This is a genomic window from Cytobacillus oceanisediminis (assembly GCF_022811925.1).
GTDB classification, from domain to species: Bacteria; Bacillota; Bacilli; order Bacillales; family Cytobacillaceae; genus Cytobacillus; species Cytobacillus oceanisediminis_D.
Genome location: NZ_CP065511.1, coordinates 3,211,064 through 3,228,432 on the forward strand (window position 1 = coordinate 3,211,064; position 17,369 = coordinate 3,228,432).

The window sequence follows — 17,369 nt, forward strand, 5'->3', positions numbered from 1 at the left end:
AAAAGCCGCCGATTGGCAGCAGACTCTTAAAGCAAAACACCCGTTTATTTTTGTACAATTTTCAATTCTTTTTTCCACCATCAACGATGCGATGGCCAAGAACCTTGCATCTTCCTAATTTGAATAATTTGTCCCGTATGGTATGCATCATGAAGCATTAATGGGCCACTCATGCAAGAGTTGGTTGAACTTTTTCCACATGCGCCAAGAATAGCTCGTCCTGGACAAATTAACGCATGGGATAATGAAGATTTTGTCAAAGCAATCGAAGAAACTGGAAAAAAACAACTGATCATTGCGGGCGTAGTTACAGATGTTTGTGTTGCATTTCCTGCACTTTCCGCTGTGAACGCTGGTTATGAAGTATTTGTTGCTACTGATGCTTCTGGAACGTTCAGTAAACAAGTAGCGGATGCGGCATTAACGCGTATGGCCCATGGTGGGGTACAGCTTCTGAACTGGTTTAGCATAGCGTGCGAATTACAACGTGATTGGCGCAATGATGTTGAAGGTTTTGGCGCTTTAATTTCTAGCCATCTTCCTGGTTATCAAAATCTTATAGGAAGCTATAGGGGGGCTCAGAGAGATTTCAGCACGCAGCCTAACTAGAATAGCAGCTTATTTATAACTCACTTTTTCCAATATAAAGCTACTTATTCAAGAAAAAGGAGTTTTTTCTGAAGTAACTAAAGCCTAATTTCTCACTTATAACCCCTGAGAAATTAAGCTTTTTATATTTGTATTTCCTTAACGTTGTAAATCCGCGTTTTGCTGGTGGTACCCAAAAAAAGCTAAGGACGATTGTTCAATTAACCTGCCCTTTAGTTAAAGTATTCAACAAAAAAGGGACTTAATCCTTTAATGGATCAACGCCCCTGATGGTTGAATAATTTCATTGATTTTTGATAAGTTGTTTTAATAAATCCACTATTATATCAGGGCGAAAACAGTTTCCAATGCCCTTCAGAAACAACTTCGACCGCTCCATCAATCACTTTGATTGCGGTTTCATCATCTATTGCATACGCGGGCCCTTGCATTCCGGCGGCCCATTTCTCAGCAGAAGCCATCGTGTTTCCCGGCAGCAACTCGTGATCCAGGTGCGGAAACATTGCAAAATCGACCAAACCCAGCGTTTCATCACCACCGTTGAGTGGCGTCCAACCAACGAAGTATTCTCCGATGTTAGGTGCCATCACCATGCTCCCAGCACTCATCCCCACATAGACTGCATCCAGCGATGGCAAGAGGTCTGCTAGGCCGGATTGCCGCATCCAGTGGTACAGGTAGAGGGCGTCGCCGCCCGCCACCAACAGGACGTCCATCTCTCGGACCAGCGGGACCCAGCGGTCTTCATCGATGCTTGGCAGCGCTGTAAGCTCCAGCACGCCTACAGACTTCCAACCCAGGCCGACCATGTGATCGGATTTCCCGCTGATGAACTGCCAGGCGTTGATACCGGGGCCGACCCAGGGGTGTCCGTACAACGCAGTGGGAATGCAGAGGGCATTAGACTCGGCAATAGGTTTATCCAACATTTCTACCAGTGAGTCGTGTATGCTCTTGTTCTTGATGCCTGCAGATGTAAGCAGAAGTTTCATAACTTCACTCCTTTTCATGTATATATTCTCTATCACTTCTTGAGTTCCTTCTTCAACTCCCTCAGTTTAATACGGTTTACTCACGAATGCTCGCTTATTCGCAGGATTTCATCCTCCATGGATATATATTTCTAAATTGAAAAAAGTAGATTCTGGACAAATGGCTACGTGAAGACATAGTTAAATAGAGGAGTAGGATTATACTCCAAATTCTACCATATGATGTACTTCTCCACGCCAGCCCTTGGAGGCTTTCCCTCCCATGTCTCAACGGGTCAATTGCCCTCTCATTCCTTCGTCATGCCTATCCAAGGGTGGAGGCCAGTTATGCTAACCTGATGGGTCAGTGCCCTTTGTTGAACAAACCTGATACTCCGTACATATTTGAAATCCTGCGAATAAGCCAACACTCGACCTTTAAAAATATAAGGGTAATGATTCTCTTCGAGAAAAAGTGAATTGAACTACGCCAACTCAGTTAACGGCTGGACCTTCTTGGCACAATAAGCTTCGTTTTTCGCGCTATCCCTACAAAGATCTAGCTAACTTCCCGATGAGCTTCATTATAGATTTCATTTTTTCATTTTCTTGACCTTAACATTATTCGAGTGGAGGGCTTTAAATTCCGGGTTGTTCATTACCAGACTCATAGTAGCTAAATAGAAAACGTCTTAACCTTGATCTTCCACGCTTTGAAATGATAATTTGCCCTTTCCACTTCCCTGAACTGGCTTCGGCTAGATGGAGTCCTGCATGGCGAAGTAAAGAGTTGCCGTGTGAAAAACCACTTAAATCTCCTGCTTCCCCTAAAATACCAGCTAACGAAATTTCACTAATTCCCTTAATCATAAGTAACTTATTCGCGAAAGGAATTTTAGGTAGTTCATCCTTAATTGCCAGCTCAACTCTTTCAAGTTGTTGAATCGCAAGGTCATACTCTTCGAGTAATTGTTCAAGATGAAATTTATAAGCTTCTAATGCTTGCCTTGTACCAACTGATTTCCTGGCTACATTGAGGTAAATAGGCTTTCTTTAATCCAGGCTGTCGCTTCATCAGTAACTTCCACCCGGCCACGATCTCTTCAGGCTTCATGGAACCCAGTTCCATCGGAGACGGGAAAAGCCGAAGTGTTGCGATGGCCCCTTTAGCAGTGATGTCTTTAAATACTTGCCTAAGCTCGGGGAAGACAATATCCACCCAGCGATTCAATTGATTAATCGAGCTTACAAGCCTCTTAACAATGACATCCCGATTTGACATGAGCACCCTGAGCTTTTCAAACGACTCAGAAGTATTCCTTACAAAGGCATAGTAACCGTTCTTCACCATATCGGCTATTACAAGAGCGTCTTTTTTATCACTCTTTGATTGGGTATTATCACGGTTTTCTTTATTTCTTTTCACCAAATGAGGGTTAACTGTCACTACCTCAATATCTTGTTTCATCAGCCATTTAGAAAGGTTAATCCAATAATGACCGGTAGGTTCCATACCAACTATGGCAGCCTCAAGTTTATGTAATCTTTTAATGCTATTAATCCAGATTAACAGGGACGAAAATCCCTCTTCGTTGTTTGGAAAAGTGATTGGATCTCCTACTACAATCCCACGGAAATTCACTGCTCTGGCTACGTGATATTGTTGTGCAATATCCACACCAACCACAAGATGTTTATCAGTAATTCTTTCTATTAGTTGATTTTGTTTGTCCTGCATTTTAAACTTCATAGTAAGGGTTCCTCCTAAGTTTGAGTTAGAGTCGTGTCTTACTCATATCTTACTGAGGAGCCCTATTTTTTTCAAAGCTCAAAAATAACGATCTACAGGAATGCTAACCTGCTCGTTTATTACATTGGAAAAGCCGCCTAAATTGGCAGCCGTTAGCTTAAATAAGACGTGAAAATAGTTTTAAAGGACTGTTCACCACGTGATTTTATTATTAGCATTAATTCAACAATTAACTTTTATCTATATAATGGTTGATAAATGCGTATTGCAGGTCACAATAGTCAACAAATGTGATAAAGAACATCAAGACCTTAATTCTATCCATTTTTATATCATTTGGGTGTGTAACAGTATTTCTTGTAAGTCTGGTAAATGTTGCGTATATTGCAGAACTTGATTTATCTAGTGTCTTTATTAAGGTTTTACAGAAACGTCTTTAGTTGCTTTCACATACTTATCCTGAAAATCAAGATATACATTATATTTATGTGATATTTTCCAATCCTTATTTAGATCACTTATAAATGTCGAATGTAGACTTGGCTCATTTTTAATTAAGAAGGATGAAAAACTATCAGTTAATTTTTCAATAATAACCTCTCCTGCAAGTCCGATATTAATCATGGAAGAATTTATACAATCTGCATTAAAACACTTTAAAGCTTCAGTTAAATAAAATACAACCCAATCATCAATATTTTTGATGGCTTTAAGTTTTGTTAAATACCCATCCTGATCATATGGTAATACATCCATTTGTTTAATGCATTCCATCCCATATTCAGTCACATGGAAATAAGGTAAATCAGTGCCATAATGCCCATAAGCCCCTGGGGCGATTACACCTTGTGTTAATAATTTGTGAAATTCTTGATATAACTTTAAGATTTCTATTCTTGATAAATTTATAGAACTGTACTCATAAAGAACTCTACCATGACACCCCCAAGCTTCTCCCCACATCGATACTAATGGTTCCTTAATTTTTTTCTTTATTAGTAAGCCGTTTAATAGACGAAATAAATCACTTTGACTACCTTGATACCCATACAATTTAAAGGTTTTACCTTCTGTATCAATATCATTACCTTCGTATGCTAATACTTCTAGAAGTAGATTTCTTATTTCTAAATTGCTCAACTCGGTAATAAAACTCATATTATTTCTGCTCCTTAACATCTGTATATTCTGTAAAACACTTATGTTTTAAAGATTATACATAACAGCTAATAATCCTTCTTTAATTATCCTGCCCCTTTAGTTTAATAAGAAAAAGCTGCCTAGATTGGCAGCCGTTTCTTTAAGGAGAACACCTCGTTAGTAGAATAGGAAAAGTTGATTACATAGATTTGTTGACTATAAAAATAATAGTATATACTGGAATAGGAGCCTTCTTCTTATTGGATTGTTAGTACGCAATCCGCTCTCGGCCACTTACTTTATAGATAATTCAGCAATAACCGGATAGTGGTCGCTAGGGAATTGACCATTTTTTTGATAGTTATTGATTTCGATCGTATTTGCGGTTACATTCCCTTTGGTAAGAATCCAATCGATGCGGTTGTCTGCTCCACCGCCTGTTGGGTCACGGAAGCCATTGAACGTTCCAATTCCCTCATTGATTCGTGACTCTGCTGTTTCCCATAAATCATCAAAAGCTCCATCGCTAGTTAATGTTTGATGTGGAAGAGTACCAGGACGAGTATTAAAATCTCCTGTCAGAATAATAGGTAATTCAGGGTTAAAGTCTTTGGTTTTTTCTAAAATTAATTCAGCGCTCTTTTCTCTCGCTTCGGCAGATTGATGATCGAAATGTGTATTTACAAAATAGAATTGTTTATCCGTTTGGTTGTCTACAAATTTCGCCCAAGTGACCATTCTTGGAATGTTGTTTCCCCATGTTTTTGAACCGATTACATCTGGAGTATCTGAGAGCCAGAAATGATCATACTCTACTGGAGTAAACCGTTTTTCATCATAGAAAATCGCGGAGTATTCTCCTCTATTACCGCCTTCGCGGCCCAATCCAATCCATGCATAACCTGGTAATACTTCTTCCAAATCCTGAAGTTGTCCATATAAAACTTCCTGCGTTCCAAAAATATCTGGATTTTCCATACGAATGAGCTTTTTAATGGTTGGAACCCTTTCAGCCCATGTATGCGGTGATGGATCATTGTTGTTTTCATACCTTAAATTAAATGTCATCACCTTCAAGTTTTGTTCCGTGCTTTCCGCTGCAAAGACATTGGAAATTCCGGAAAACATACTTCCCACCATTGCGAGTACCATTGCTACCGCTAAAAAAATTGGACTTAATCCTTTTTTCAACAAAATTCCCTCCTTTTTTTGATTACATTTGAAAGTATAGTTTTCAAAAGTAATCACGATGTTAAAAAAGAAGCAGATGTTTGTTTTGTTTTTTTAAAGCAAAAGAGAATCCGATAATATCAAGGGATTTTTTATTAAAAATATGAAATTTTTCTTAGAGAATCACTTGTTTTTGTAAATATTTACAGGATGAATTCACCAGTAAAATTTACAGCTTTTTAATAATAGTTAGAATCTTTAAAATCTTGGTAGTTTTTTCTAAATTATTCAAATAGATGGCCAATTGTTGAATAGAGTAATGACGATTGTTCAACTAAACTGCCCCTTCAACAAAAAAAGCCGCCTGGTTAGGCAGCTGATCATGAATACAAGAACCAAAAACGACAACAATAAAAGCCGTAATCCTTCCTGGGCAATTGCCCAAAGAGAAATAAGAGTTTTATATTAGGTACCTGTTGCTTCTAATTTCATAATGGCACCAAAATATTGTGAAGCAGTTGCAAAAGTGATAAACGCACAAAGCTCGCTAATTTCATCATCAGACATGTACTCTTTTAACACATTAAAAATGGCATCTGGGACATCTCCTTTTTCTTTAATAAATACCTCCGCAAATCCTACAGCAATTGATATTTTTTCATCGTACAAATTAGGTTCTGGTTTTCCTTTTGCTTTGCAATATGCACAACCACTACTTTGTGCAAGAGTTCTTCTTACTTGCTCTTTTAATTGAGCAGTAAGCTTCCCTTCTTTCTCCAACTCATTTCCCAGTCGACTCCACATAATCATTATTTCCTTGTTATGTCCCAAAAGTCTTTGGAAGGGGGTCGCCCCGTACTGTGATTCCTCAATTCTTGCCATAATTAATCCCTCCTTGTATTATTTATCATATCGAATTATTTCATCGCTTCACATTAAGTTTGAAATGCAGTTTTCAATATTTCATTAAAAATTTAACGAAAATGAGGGAAATAAGATTTATATGAAAATCGATGATATTGATAAGAAAATAATAGATGTATTAAGCGAAGATAGCAGATTATCAATGAGCGCGCTTGGAAGAAAAATCAATTTATCTTCTCCATCGGTTACAGATCGTGTTAGGAAAATGGAATCACTTGGAATAATTAAGAAGTACACATTGGAAGTGGATTATGAGAAATTAGGGCTTCCAATCCAATGCATAATAGAAGCAACTGTTAAAAATGGGGACTATAGCTCTTTTAGGAAATATATTGAGGAGTTACCAAATGTAGAATTCTGTTATCGGATTGCAGGAAATGCCTGTTATATGCTAAAAATACAATTCGACTCTTTTAGAAAGGCAGAAGGGTTTATTGAAAATGTAAGTCCGTATGCCCGTACTGTCACACATTTTATTTTTTCGGAGGTCCAGACCAATTTGAAAATGAGTACCCAATAGGTAATAATCAAGTATATTTAACTAATCTGACTCGTTAACACAATAAGAAAAGCGGCCGCAACACAGCCTGGACTAATAGTGGTGAACTATTATATATGGAAAAGGAGGTCCTTAAGGCCTCCTCTTAAGGCCTCCTCTCTTTCTTTTTTTTAAAATTTAAACCTAGGCCAGCAAAAAAGCACTTTTAATTTAATGACATTGCAATACATGGACGAATAGGAAGAGGAGGAGGTTCAAGCTAGCTTTCCTGTTGAGTGTCGTTGCTAGAAATACGGTCATTTGTCAAGAAAAACACGAAAAACAACGCCAATACGGATGGTATGAGAGCCCATGTGAATGTATAACTTATTGACTCTGCAAGGGCATCTATGATTTTATCTAGTAATGGCTCTGGCATAGTCTTACGTGCTTGCTCAGATAAAATAGAGCGTGTATCATTTTGAGCCCCTCCGGTAATCATATGATTGTTTCCGCTGGAAATTTCTTGAATTTGATCTGAAAAATTAGAACGTTGAATAATCCCATAAATGGTAATTCCCAAACTCATCCCAAGCTGTCGTAAAAATGATACTGTTGATGTGGCTGAACCCCGGCTTTCTGGTCCGAAGCTATGGATAGCTGCCATATTTATTACAGAAAAAGAAGCTCCTGTGCCTAACCCGATAATTATCATATACAATGTAACTGCAAATCTTGATGTTTCTGCTGAAACTGTACTTAGCAAGTACATCCCGATTAGCAAAATAACTGCAAAAATGAGCATGACATTCCGAAACCCGAGTTTTGGAGCAGCCGTTGCCCCTATTTGTGAGGATACTACCACACCCAGCATCATAGGAAGTAGGATTAGGCCTGAATTTGTTGCACTGCCGCCTGTTACCCCCTGAATAAAGATCGGTATATACACAATACCTACAATAAAGGAAACTCCATAAAACAAGCCTACAATCGTGCTTGAAGCGAAGAGTCGATCTTTAAACATAGAGAAAGAAATAACAGGATCTTCAGCACTTTTTTCCGTAATAAAAAATATTGAAAATAAAATGAAAAATCCTGCAAATAAACTTAAAATTACAGTAGAGTCCCAAGTGTACTCATTGCCCCCAAGCTCTAGAGCAAATAGCAGACATACAATTGCTCCAACTAATGTAATCGATCCCATCCAATCAATTTTTTGTTTCTTGCGTTCATGGGATTCTTTATAAAATAACGCGATTAACATTAATGAGAGAACACCAATAGGAAGATTGATGTAGAATATCCAATGCCAGCTGATATAATCAGTAATATATGCTCCAAGCAACGGACCGAATATACTTGATAAGCCAAAAACAGCTCCGAATAGCCCACTCATCTTTCCTCGCTTACCGGGTGGGAAAAGATCAATAATAATGGTGAAGGTAATCGGTATTAATGCACCACCGCCAATTCCCTGTATAGCCCGATATACGCTAAGCTGCTCAATGGTCTGGGCAGTTCCGCAAAGAATTGACCCAAACATAAAAAAGATTAACCCCATCATAAAAAAACGTTTCCGTCCAAACATATCAGAAAGTTTACCAAATATCGGCATACCTGCCATTTCAGCCACCATATAAGCTGATGTTACCCAAATAAACTTATCAAGCCCTCCTAAATCCCCAACAATGGTCCCCATAGCTGTTGCAACAATGGTGTTATCCATTGAAGCCATAAGAATAGAGAGCAACAGTCCTGTTACTACCAGATTTTGTCTTCTTTGTAGCTGCTTCATAAATATCTCCTAGCTTTTTCTAAAATTAAGGCTCTTGTTATACTTACTTTGTTGACCCACTCCAGGAAATCGAGTCCGCATGCGTTTCGATACTCCTTCTATAAGACATATCTCCGCTTCCATCAACAGGGTAATAAATCAAAATGAGTTTTAACACCTAGCATAAAAAAGTACATTGATGGTCTCTCAATATCCAATTACCTTCCCTTTTACATTTTAGAAAATAGGATTAAATTGTTAAATGCCAAGAATGATTTATAATCAAATTTGCCATTTAGCAATAGCATAAATATTTATTTATCAACCACTTCTTTTAGTCCTTTATATAAAACAGCATCTAATATATATTCTATATATAGCAGAAAGCTAGTATAATCTTATTATCATTTTATGAAAGGAATGAACTATGCCCAGATATCAATATCTTGACCCGCATAAAAACATAATGGAGGGAAAATATTGATTAAAGAACTTAGCACAAAAGATTAATGTTAAGAAAAATGCAGGTATCAGACTCAGAGAAATTGTTTCAAGTTTGGTCTAATCCAGAAGTAACTAGATTTATGAATATTGATAAGTTCACTGATAAAAAACAAGCAACAGAAATGATTATATTATTTGATAAACTATCAAAAGAAAACACTGCAATTCGCTACTCAATAATTGAGTTAGAATCAAATGAAATTATTGGTTCTTGCGGTTTTAACATTTTAGATTTTGAAAATGCAAAAGCTGAAATTGGTTACGAAATTAATAAACATTATTGGGGCAAAGGATTTGCTCCTGAAGCTATTACTTGTTTAATAAGGCATGCCTTTAACGATTTAAAACTTAATCGAATAGAAGCAAGAGTAGAACCTGAAAATTTCAACTCAATTAAAGTCCTGAGAAAATTAAATTTCCGCTTTGAAGGAACAATGAGAAAAGTGGAAAGACCAAAAGGACACTTTATTGATCTCAATCTATATTCGTTGTTAGTAACAGATTAAATCGACTGCCTATACTTGTAAAAGTATGGGCTATTTATCATTAATAATTCGATGGAGCTACTAAACAGTTATACTAATGTGACATAAAAGCATATATTCTTGTTGACCTAATCTGCCTCGTTCGTAATATAAGGTCACCAGTTTCTTCTGTTCGACCATATTTTATTTGGTCTTTTATATCAGTAGCCAGGATAGAACGTACCTGCCCGTGGGGCTTTGACCCAGTCAGCTAAACCCTTCGCCCCCTATTTGCAGAAACATGATTGAGGCTGGTTGGGGCATAGATCTCGTATAACAAGCGAAGCTGTGACACTGCATAGAGGAATTAGGGGTACTGGCAAATCATTAGTTTAGGAGGAGGATTTAGAAATGAATCCAGCCATTGATCTGGATGTTTCCAAAGGGGAAAGTCAAGTTCAAGCATTTTGCAAAAAGGTAAACCTTGTCGTAAGAGTTTTAAAGTTTCGCATACTGTTGAAGGTTTTGGTTTACTTGTAGAATTCCTGGAGGAAGTAAAGAGACAAGCAGGTCAGAAACCACCCTTTGTATTAGAAGTAACAGGACATTATCATTCCCCTGTTGTTCAATATTTGGAGGATCGTGGATATTTATTGATCATTGTTAATCCACTGATTTCTTATAAGGCTAAGTAAAAACAAATGCCGTTGATGCTTACCACTTCTGTGAGCTGTTTTATAAAGAGGAGGCTAGGGCCATATAAATAACGATGGAGTCCAGCTACTAACCTTGGGAACCCTACATGACAACACGAGAATATTACTGGGGTTTTCGTTCAGACGAAGCTGCAATTTCAAGCAAATCTAGACCAAGTCTTCCCCGAATATAGAGGGGTTTATAGTGACTTATTTTCAATCGTATCACTCTTAACTCTTTTAGAGTCTCCCTCATCTGAGGATATATTAGCGGTAAGTTTCGCTGATATGTAAGAGTCGATCTTAAAGATGGGCAAATGAATAGCTATTGAGCTCAAAGCTTCGGCAAAACGAAATCCTTTAGAAAAGACGTTTTATCAGAGTCATATATTAAATCTAGGAATGTATAAAGAGCACCTATCCAAATTAGAGTCTGAGATAGATGCCCTCGCTAAAGAAGTTGAATAATATAATATTATTAAATCTATCCCTGGTATAGGAGAAAAGATCGCTGCCACGATTATTTCAGAAATTGGGGAGATAGATTGATTTACTGATCCTAAAAAGCTGATAGCTTTCGCTGGGGTTGATCCCAGTGTATTCAAAATCTGGTAGTTTACAAAAAATCGAATCACAAAAAGAGGATCTAGTAGGTTTTGTCACGCCTTATACTCTGCAAATAATAGTATCTAACAACATATTTAGGCAAAATAACAGCCTGTAATGGATTTACCTCCATTAATGAGTATTGTTCAACAAATTAAAATTAAAAGTAAATCCTACAAACGTTTTGGATACCTTTGGCATAAGGATCTGCCGTTATCGTATCATGCAGTTGTTTTGCTTCTTCTGTAGCATTCTTCAATAGATATCCATGCTTTACGGCTTTAAGCATCTCTATATCATTCCCACTATCCCCAAACGCAAATGTATTCTCAACAGAGATCCTAAACTGTTTTATGACGAAGTACACTACTGCACGTTTGCCTGTATTTTGTGGAATAAAATCTACATCAAATGCATTTACCGGATCTCCAGCTAGAGGGTTACAACGGTTAATATTGAAGTTTATTCCGCTATTGCGTGCTAGTTGTTTTATGATATCAAGATCATACTTAACCCTCGCACTATCTTCTATAAAATAATAATAATTCATTTTAAACGATTGTTGACCAAATTGTGTTTGTTTTTGTAACTGTATCCCATATAACTGTCTTAAATCATTAATAAAATCTTCAACCACTCTATGGCTAAATCCTGACCTTTTGATTCTTTTCCTCCACTCTTGATTTTGATAAAATTCTCCTTTTGGATTGATCTCCCATAACTCCGTTCCTAGGTTTGATGCAATAAAATGCGGAAGGTAGTTCATCCGAGCTGCTCTCATTTTTTTATGGATATCAGCCAAACTACTGCCTGTTACCCAACCAATTCTGATATTTTTCTTATGAACAATCCTATCAAGATACTCCTCAAGCTCATACAAATCTTTTAACTGCCAGCCTTTTAGCTCATGCGGATAGTATGTTTCGTCAAAATCAAATATCATTAAGTAGTCAGGATTTCCGTTAGAATGGTACACTTTAAATGTCACGTTTAATACCTCCCTGTTCTATGTTATTTTTAGGTTACAGGCAGGGAACGTTCCCAGGTCAAATCTTTTTTAGAGGTAAAATAAATGGCTACTATTCTAGATATAGCTCGACTTAGTGGCGTTTCTAAGTCCACGGTATCACGCGTTATCAATAATCATCCTCATGTTTCAGAAGACAGCCGAACAAGAGTAATGGAAGCAATAGAAAAGTTGTCTTTTGTTCGAAATGCACGAGGTGTACACCTTAGAACACAGTCAACAAAAACTATTGGTGTGACTATCCCGGTCCTTGATCACCCCTATTTTAGCCCGCTTGTTGGCATGATTGCAGCAAAATGCAGAAAAGTTGGATATAAGATAGTGATTTTCCAAACGTTTTATTCTATTGATGAGGAATATGAAATTTATGAGAAGTTAACTGAAAATGAGCTGGACGCGGTAATTATCACTCATACTTTATTAGGTGAGAAGGAGATTAAACAGAGAGTTAGAGATAAGATAGTGCTTATTTGCAACGAACCACTTCAAACAAGGCATTTAGATGTCTTTTCACTTGATGAAAGGGATGCAGTTTATTCGTCTACCCAATACCTGCTGAAGGAAGGACGCAACCACCTATTATTTTGTGCGGATGAAGAAAGAACGCCACTTCAGCGACAAAGATGGGAAGGGTTTAAACAAGCTCATCTTGATTTAAATAAAACATGTACTATTCAGCAAAAAATAAGTGGTTACTCTACGATTGAAGAAGGTATACTACTGGGAGATGAAATTTTTTCAGGTCATTGCAATCATGATGGAATTCTTGCAGGCAGTGACTTTTTAGCGGCAGGATTACTTTCGTCAGCTAAAAAACATGGTGTTTCTGTTCCAAAAGAACTTTCCATTATTGGTTTTGACAACCACCCAATTTGCCTGACAACTTTCCCTGCACTTTCTAGCATTCAAAATCAGACTGAATTGATGGTCAAGGATTTAATTACCTGTTTACTAGACAGACTTGGCGGTAAAGAATTTCCCACTGCAAGAAAAGTTTATAAAGGGGATCTGGTGATAAGGGGGACCTAAGAAAGGAACATAAACCAGCTAATAGGAGTCAAGAACTTCTTATTAAAATATCTAATCCACCGTGTTATACTTTTGAAAGCAAGCCAAATAACCCTCCAAATTCCTTTTGGAAGGTTTTTCTTAATCTGCTGTTTTCTGTGGATTAAGCCAAATCCAGGAACTGTTCATTCCTTTTTAGCATTGCGTAAATCCAGTGTAAAAGCTTGTTTACACAAGCTATCATTGCTACTTTTGAAGGCTTTCCTTCATTTCGTTTTCGATCATAATACTCTTTTAGCTTCTTGTTCCTCGAGCTTCTTATACCGCATAAAACGGCCATATACAAAGCGTGCCATAATCGGCTTGAACCTCGTTTAGTAATATGATTCATAGTAGATGTGAACTTACCTGATGCATGGACACTGGGATCTATTCCCGCATAAGCCACAAGTTTTTTAGGGTGATTAAACCGGTCAATTTCTCCGATTTCAGAAATGATCGTTGCCGCGATTTTTCCTCCTATTCCGGGAATTGACTGGATTATCTTACATTCTTCAATTTCTTCTGCCAGGACATCTATCTCTGCCTCTATACTGGATAGGTGCTCTTGGTACTGAAGAAGCATAGTGATATACATATCCAAACTGAACAACTGACTTTGATACACACCTTGTTGGAAAGGATTTCGCTTGGCCGAATCTATTAATTTAGCTGCCCTCTCCCTGGCCCAACCCGCAGACCGTTTTATACGCATTTCCACAATTCTCTCCAGTATCTTTGCTTCACCAATCCTCAGAACATCTTCAGACGTAGGAAACTCCTTTAAAACCTGAAGAGAGACTTTTGAAAATAAATCTCCAAATACTCCCCTATATTCCGGAAATACCTGATCAAGAATTGTGTGGAATTGAAGTTTTGCCTGAATGTAAAGGTTCGTAACGGCTTCGTATTGCCTTGACAATGTTCTTAGGTTTAGCAGCCCTAAGCCTCTTTTCTTATAAGGCTCAAATTCTTCCTTATAATACAGAATACAAAGTTGATATGCATCAAACGCATCCGTCTTTACCTTTCTTAGACTGGTTTTCTTAGCCTGATGAGAAATGATGGGATTTACCAAAATATATAGATATTGACTGTCCTCCAGACATTGAATAATCGGTGTATGGTAATGCCCTGTAGATTCAAGAATTACTGCTGACACCAGTCTTTCTTTCTATCTCTTTCAAAAAAGAGACGAAAGTATCTAAATCCTCAGTGATATGTTTTATCTTGAAGCTCTTTCCAAATGGCTTGTCTTTATCTAGAAATGCCTGAGCTTCACTTTCCCCTTTGGCCACATCCAGGCCAACTACTGGATTCAATGATTATCTCTCCCTTTGTTATACTCGCCAGTAACCCCTTTACCTTCCTGTAGTTCCATAGCTTCGCTTGTTATACGAGGTCAAATTGTCCCAACCAGCCTCAAACATCATTCTACAAGTAGGGGGCGAACAGTTTATATTACGAGATCTAACTCCCACGCACCCGTACGTTCTACCCTGGCTACTGAAATAATAGGTCCTATAAAATAAAGAGCAACCAGTAAAAACTGGTTAACTCTATAATACGAAGCACCCTTAAGTTGAATAACCACCTTCTTCGTTAGTGCATATTTCTATCGGAATAGGTAACAAGGAACCTGTAATATCGCTTAATTAATAGGAAATGGTAAAATTAAACTATAATAACAAAGGAGTGAAAGAAGTGAATATTCTCAATCAATATATTAAGGCAACAAACACCCACAATTTTGCAGAAGTTAAAAAGTTACTCCACCCTAATGCGATATACTTTTTAGTAATAGAACTTGTACAAATCATGAAGAAATTCAAAATTATTTTGAGAATGCATGGTCATTAGTTAAAGATGAGAATTATGAAGCTCATGATGTACAATGGCTATTTAGTTCTAATTCATCTTTAATTTGTACCTATATATACTTTTATGAAGGTTATATTAATGGAAAATATACAAGTGGCCGAGGTAGAGCAACCAATGTGTTTGTTAAAAATTCAGGTGTGTGGTTGATAATCCATGAACATTTAAGTCCTTTACCAATATAATTAGAATGAAGGGGTATCTTAGTGAGAGATCCCTCTTTTTGTTACACCTTTTGTGTCTAATGCGATATTACAGAATAGATTCTTATTAACAAACCTGCCCCGTTTGTACAATAAGAAAAGCCACCTGAGATGGCAGCTGGACCTTAAAGTAATGCACCCTTTAGTTAAATAAGAAAAGGGACGCTTATTCCACAATCGCGCCCGATTGTTGAATATCCTAATTTAAAATATTTAAGATTATTTTCTGTTCCGATTAACTATATTCTAGAGATTTTTTATAGAACAAAAGCTCATTATACACAAGGATATTCTCTATTAATTGTCCTTCCTAACCCATTTTCTAAAAATATCAGGATTCGAAAATAAAAGTGCTAAAAGAATGATTAATATGCCAATCTTATCTTGCAAAAATAATGGATCTTTTAAAATAATATAGCCTAAAATTACACCAATAACCGGGTTAATATAGTTGCTAAAAGAGGCAAATAATGCTCCCTCTTCTTGAATTAAGAGATTATACAGCATATAGACAATTCCTGCATGGAATATACCTAAAATGATAATATATAATACTTGTGAATGATTGATATCGATTTGTAATGGCTTTTCAAAAAGGAATGCCATTGGCAATAAGACAATACTTGCAATCCATAAAACATTTCTCATATGGACCACCGGAGAACCATCTTCTAATTTTTCCATTAGAATTAAAGACAATGCAAAACTTATAGCAGCAAGAATGAGCAACACATTACCCAATATATTACCTGAAACGTTCATAATTCCTTGCGTTGGCCACGATAAGATTACAATTCCTAAAAATCCTAATATTATGCTGACTATTTCAAAGTTGCTAGCTTTCTTTTTGAAGAGCAATACGAAAAATACTAATGTAAAGATTGGGACCATTGCGATTAGCATAGATGCAATACTGCTCGATACGTACTTTTGGCCTTGTGCAATAAGAATAAACGGCAATACTACTTCAAAAAGTGCAATCCAAAAATATTTTTTAGTATTGGTTGTGTAGTTTTTCTTTGATTGAAACAGACTAATCACTGATAAACAAATTGCACCGATCAGTGCTTTAAAAGCAGACAACGAAATGGAACCTGCATCATTCGTTACTAATTCCACGAAGAAAAATTGAGATCCCCAAATGAGGCTTATGATTAGCAAGAGACTATATTTTTTCATTTGATTTGCCCCTTGCACCAAAATAGTTAGTACCAACAACACCGATGATAATGATAATTGATCCAGCTATATGGTATAAATGAAATTCCTCTTTTAAAAAAATGACCCCTGCTAAAATGGTAATGAGCGTAGCAAAATTACTGAAAACACTCATTTTCGATGCGTCTATTTTTGATAAAGCATAGTTGGAAAGATAGGTCGTTCCTAAAGACGATAGGATACCTAAATATAAAATGGCAAGAATAAAATCCCAGTGTCCAAAAGGTTGCATAAATTGATGGACTGTTTCGTTCATTACATGGTTTGTCAGTGCCAGTCCATTAAAAGCTATAAACCCAAACAAGGTCATGAAATATGTGATAGTGAATAACGAATAGCGTTGTGTTAACTTTCTGGTAAATACGTTGTATAGTGAGGCGGTAAATGCTGAAAGTAAAATTAAACCAGTCCCAAGGAGACTTGTATTTGTGCTCCCTGCCCCGTTCATGTACATAATATAGATCACACCGAGTACAGATAAACCAATCGCTATTTTTTGACTACTTGTAGATGTTTCCTTTAAAATGATACTTGCAAAAATTAACGTAAAAATTGGTATTGTTGCTTGAATAATACCAGCTTCCGATGAAGATGTATGCACTAACCCAAATACTTGAAAAGCAAAAAAGAGTGTCGGATATAAGATGGCTAACAAGGCAATCCGCAGTACATCTTTTTTTGTTACTTTGATCGGTTCTTTTTTTAACACGAACAACACTGTGGCAGCGATCCATGCAATGGTAAACCGATGAGCCAATGTATCTAACGGTGTTGCAACCGTTAATGTCACTTTAACAAACATAAATGACAATCCGATAATGATTGCATAGATGGTTGCTGCGATATATGCATTTCTATTTTCAATTATTTCGATTACCCCCTTATATTGATCCGGCCGGTACCATTATCGT

The 17,369-nt window shown here is 37.0% G+C and carries 11 protein-coding genes and 6 pseudogenes; 6 read left to right on the forward strand and 11 right to left on the reverse strand.

Annotation, left to right across the window (positions count from 1 at the left end; all coding sequences use genetic code 11):
* Nucleotides 1-80 precede the first annotated feature (80 nt).
* Nucleotides 81-161, reverse strand: a pseudogene (locus IRB79_RS16205) (DinB family protein); the annotation flags it as partial.
* Here IRB79_RS16205 and IRB79_RS16210 point away from each other — a divergent pair.
* Nucleotides 160-609: pseudogene (locus tag IRB79_RS16210) on the forward strand (isochorismatase family protein); the annotation flags it as partial. The pseudogenes IRB79_RS16205 and IRB79_RS16210 overlap by 2 nt on opposite strands.
* Nucleotides 610-935: 326 nt before the next feature.
* Here IRB79_RS16210 and IRB79_RS16215 read toward each other — a convergent pair.
* The 5 genes and pseudogenes from IRB79_RS16215 to IRB79_RS16235 all read right to left on the reverse strand — a co-directional run bounded on the left by IRB79_RS16215 (nt 936) and on the right by IRB79_RS16235 (nt 6,522).
* Nucleotides 936-1,601, reverse strand: coding sequence for a Type 1 glutamine amidotransferase-like domain-containing protein (locus tag IRB79_RS16215; RefSeq protein ID WP_243503477.1), 666 nt, complete (start codon nt 1,599-1,601; stop codon nt 936-938).
* Nucleotides 1,602-2,065: 464 nt separating this feature from the next.
* Nucleotides 2,066-3,330: pseudogene (locus IRB79_RS16220) on the reverse strand (IS110 family transposase).
* A gap of 414 nt (nt 3,331-3,744) precedes the next feature.
* The gene (locus IRB79_RS16225) at nt 3,745-4,488 is read right to left on the reverse strand and encodes a hypothetical protein (protein WP_243503478.1); all 744 of its coding nucleotides are present in this window, start codon (nt 4,486-4,488) and stop codon (nt 3,745-3,747) included.
* Between the two features lie 276 nt (nt 4,489-4,764).
* Nucleotides 4,765-5,661 (reverse strand): endonuclease/exonuclease/phosphatase family protein, encoded by an 897-nt coding sequence (locus IRB79_RS16230; RefSeq protein ID WP_243503479.1) that lies wholly within the window; start codon nt 5,659-5,661, stop codon nt 4,765-4,767.
* 444 nt (nt 5,662-6,105) lie between these two features.
* Nucleotides 6,106-6,522, reverse strand: a complete 417-nt coding sequence (locus IRB79_RS16235; protein WP_243503480.1) for a carboxymuconolactone decarboxylase family protein — start codon at nt 6,520-6,522, stop codon at nt 6,106-6,108.
* Between the two features lie 121 nt (nt 6,523-6,643).
* Here IRB79_RS16235 and IRB79_RS16240 point away from each other — a divergent pair, with 121 nt between their 5' ends.
* Nucleotides 6,644-7,084: an Lrp/AsnC family transcriptional regulator gene (locus tag IRB79_RS16240; protein WP_243503481.1), complete on the forward strand. Its 441-nt coding sequence runs from the start codon at nt 6,644-6,646 to the stop codon at nt 7,082-7,084.
* Between the two features lie 238 nt (nt 7,085-7,322).
* Here the strand turns inward: IRB79_RS16240 and IRB79_RS16245 are convergent, their stop codons facing one another.
* A complete protein-coding gene (locus tag IRB79_RS16245) occupies nt 7,323-8,837 on the reverse strand; it encodes an MDR family MFS transporter (protein ID WP_243503482.1) in 1,515 nt (504 codons plus the stop codon).
* 488 nt (nt 8,838-9,325) lie between these two features.
* On the opposite strand from IRB79_RS16245, the gene IRB79_RS16250 reads away from it, so the two are divergent.
* Complete coding sequence (locus IRB79_RS16250; protein WP_347815332.1) at nt 9,326-9,826, forward strand: GNAT family N-acetyltransferase; 501 nt, start codon at nt 9,326-9,328, stop codon at nt 9,824-9,826.
* A 369-nt stretch (nt 9,827-10,195) separates the two neighbouring features.
* Nucleotides 10,196-11,166: pseudogene (locus tag IRB79_RS16255) on the forward strand (IS110 family transposase); the annotation flags it as partial.
* Nucleotides 11,167-11,245: 79 nt separating this feature from the next.
* Here the strand turns inward: IRB79_RS16255 and IRB79_RS16260 are convergent.
* Nucleotides 11,246-12,073 carry an HAD-IIB family hydrolase gene (locus tag IRB79_RS16260; protein ID WP_243503483.1) on the reverse strand — a complete coding sequence of 276 codons (828 nt, stop codon included), beginning with the start codon at nt 12,071-12,073 and terminating at the stop codon, nt 11,246-11,248.
* Between the two features lie 84 nt (nt 12,074-12,157).
* Here IRB79_RS16260 and IRB79_RS16265 point away from each other — a divergent pair, with 84 nt between their 5' ends.
* Nucleotides 12,158-13,141: a LacI family DNA-binding transcriptional regulator gene (locus IRB79_RS16265; protein WP_243503484.1), complete on the forward strand. Its 984-nt coding sequence runs from the start codon at nt 12,158-12,160 to the stop codon at nt 13,139-13,141.
* Between the two features lie 142 nt (nt 13,142-13,283).
* Here the strand turns inward: IRB79_RS16265 and IRB79_RS16270 are convergent.
* Nucleotides 13,284-14,481: pseudogene (locus tag IRB79_RS16270) on the reverse strand (IS110 family transposase).
* Nucleotides 14,482-14,824: 343 nt separating this feature from the next.
* On the opposite strand from IRB79_RS16270, the pseudogene IRB79_RS16275 reads away from it, so the two are divergent.
* Nucleotides 14,825-15,222, forward strand: a pseudogene (locus tag IRB79_RS16275) (YybH family protein).
* A 315-nt stretch (nt 15,223-15,537) separates the two neighbouring features.
* Here the strand turns inward: IRB79_RS16275 and IRB79_RS16280 are convergent.
* Together IRB79_RS16280 and IRB79_RS16285 are read right to left on the reverse strand one after the other, a co-directional pair.
* Nucleotides 15,538-16,419, reverse strand: coding sequence for a DMT family transporter (locus tag IRB79_RS16280; RefSeq protein ID WP_243503485.1), 882 nt, complete (start codon nt 16,417-16,419; stop codon nt 15,538-15,540).
* On the reverse strand, nt 16,406-17,326 hold the full coding sequence (locus tag IRB79_RS16285; protein ID WP_431833439.1) for a DMT family transporter: 921 nt from the start codon (nt 17,324-17,326) through the stop codon (nt 16,406-16,408). Before IRB79_RS16285 ends, IRB79_RS16280 begins: the two co-directional genes overlap by 14 nt.
* Between the last annotated feature and the right edge of the window lie 43 nt (nt 17,327-17,369).